Source organism: Nonomuraea sp. NPDC050691, assembly GCF_040654455.1.
In the GTDB taxonomy this organism is placed as follows: domain Bacteria; phylum Actinomycetota; class Actinomycetes; order Streptosporangiales; family Streptosporangiaceae; genus Nonomuraea.
The window spans coordinates 1-2,088 of the sequence record NZ_JBFAIA010000358.1 but is presented as its reverse complement, the minus strand read 5'-3'; the positions used below and the strand labels follow the sequence as shown (position 1 = coordinate 2,088).

The following is a 2,088-nucleotide window of genomic DNA, read 5'->3' as shown; positions in this document are numbered from 1 at the left end:
TGGTTGTAGTGGTTCTGCACGCAGGCGATCGGCGCGACCGTCCGGGCCTGCTCGAACTCGGCGGCGCCGCGACCGGGGAGGCCGCCGCCGGGACGTACCCCGGGTCTCCGGTCAGGTGGCGGCCAGGGCGACGGTCGGGGACAGGCGGGCGGCGCGCATGGCCGGATAGATCCCGGCGATCGTGCCGATGACCAGGGTCGCCGCCACCGCCCCGCCGATCGCCCACGGCGGCACCACCGGCGGCCAGCCGCGCGCCACCGCGTACCCGGCGCTGGCCAGCGTCCCGAGCGCCGCCCCAGCGATCCCGCCGAGCGCCGACAGCAGCAGCGACTCGGTCAGGAACTGCACCCGCACCTGCCCGCGCGTGGCGCCGAGCGAGCGCCGCAGCCCGATCTCCTTACGCCGCTCCAGCACGGAGATGACCATGGTGTTGGCCACCCCGACGCCGCCGACCAGCAGCGCGACGGCGCCGAGCCCGAGCAGCAGGTTCGTGAACGCGCCCGCGGCGGCGGCGCGGGCGGCCAGCGCGTCGGAGGGCCTGCTCACCTCGACCTCGCCCGGGTTCTCGGGGTTGACCGTGCGGGCCAGCACGTCCCGGACCGCCTCGACGGCCTCCTCGCCGGACCGCTCGTAGATCGTCGTGGGATGTCCGCCGAACTCGAGCAGGCTCTCCGCGGCCGGGAACCCGACCAGGGCCGACCGGTCGATCTCGGGGGCCAGCGGCATCGTCCGCAGGATCCCGACGACCGTGAACCACCGCCCGCCCATCCAGACCCGTACGCCGGTGCGGGTGATGCCGAGCCGCGTGGCCGCCTCCGAGCCGAGGACGACGGCGGGCCGGCGCTCGGTTTCGGCGTTCAGCCAGGCGCCGGTGGCGACGCGGCCCTCCAGCGTGGTGAGCAGCTCGGTGGTGGCGGCCTGCACGGAGATGCCGCCGGTCACGGCCTCGGGGATGCGGTCGGTTCGGCGCACCGTGGTCTTGATCGTGCCCGTGGCCGAGGCCGTGCGCACGGGGCGGATCCGCTTGACCATGTCGAGCGCCGTGACCGGCAGCTCCGCCTCCTCGCCGAACATGGTGCGGCCCGGCGACACGGTGAGCAGGTTGGTGCCCAGCCGGTCGAGCTGGCGCATGAGCTGCTCGCGCGACGACGACGAGATGCCGATGACCGCGATCATGGTGGCGATGCCGATGGCGATGCCCAGGGCCGACAGGAAGACCCGGGTGGGACGGGTCCGCAGCCCGGCGGCGCCCACCCGCAGCACGTCGGCCGGGCTGAGCCGGGCCGGTCGCGGCCCGCGTGGCGTGCGCCGGCTCATGCCCGCGCCCCCTTCACGATCTCCCCCGGCCGGTCGGTCCCGTCGCCCTCGTCGCCGTCGATGCGGCCGTCGAGCAGCCGCACCCGCCGGGGGCACCAGGCCGCGATCTCCGAGTCGTGGGTGATGACGGCGATCGTCGTGCCGGCCGCGTGCAGGTCGCGCAGCACCCCGAGGACTTCCGCGCCCGCGCCGGAGTCGAGGTTGCCGGTGGGCTCGTCGGCCAGCAGCAGCCGCGGGTCGCCGGCGACGGCGCGGGCGACGGCCACGCGCTGCTGCTCGCCGCCCGAGAGCTGGTACGGCCGATGGTCCAGCCGGTGGCCGAGCCCGACCCGCTCCAGCGCCGCGGCGGCCCGCTCCCGCCGCACCCGCCGGGGGGTGCCGGTGTAGAGCAGGCCGTCGGCCACGTTGTCCAGCGCGTTCAGGCCGGGGCTGAGGTGGAACTGCTGGAAGACGAAGCCCAGGGTGCGCCCGCGCAGCGCCGACAGCTCCCGGTCGGACAGCGTGGCCACGTCGTGGCCGTCGACGCGGACGGTCCCCGAGGTGGGCCGGTCGAGCGTGCCGACCATGTGCAGCATCGTCGACTTGCCGGACCCGGACCGGCCGACGATGGCCACCAGCTCCCCGTCGGCCACGGCCAGGTCCACGCCCCGCAGCGCCCGCACGCCGCCGGGGTAGACCTTGGTCACGCCCCGCAGCTCGACCACGTACGGGCCGGCGGCGGGCGGGGACGCCGCGCCGGCGGGTGCGGAGTCCGGACCGGCGGGCGCGGGG

General features: G+C 76.4%; 2 protein-coding genes. Both read right to left on the bottom strand.

All coding sequences use genetic code 11. The annotated features are described in order from the left end of the window. Nucleotides 1–111 precede the first annotated feature (111 nt). Entirely contained in the window at nucleotides 112–1,317 is a 1,206-nt protein-coding gene (locus AB0H81_RS44705; protein WP_358388591.1) for an ABC transporter permease, read from the bottom strand. Continuing rightward, on the bottom strand, nucleotides 1,314–2,021 hold the full coding sequence (locus tag AB0H81_RS44700) for an ABC transporter ATP-binding protein (RefSeq protein ID WP_358388594.1): 708 nt from the start codon (nucleotides 2,019–2,021) through the stop codon (nucleotides 1,314–1,316). The genes AB0H81_RS44705 and AB0H81_RS44700 overlap by 4 nt, the downstream gene beginning before the upstream one ends. Nucleotides 2,022–2,088: the final 67 nt, after the last annotated feature.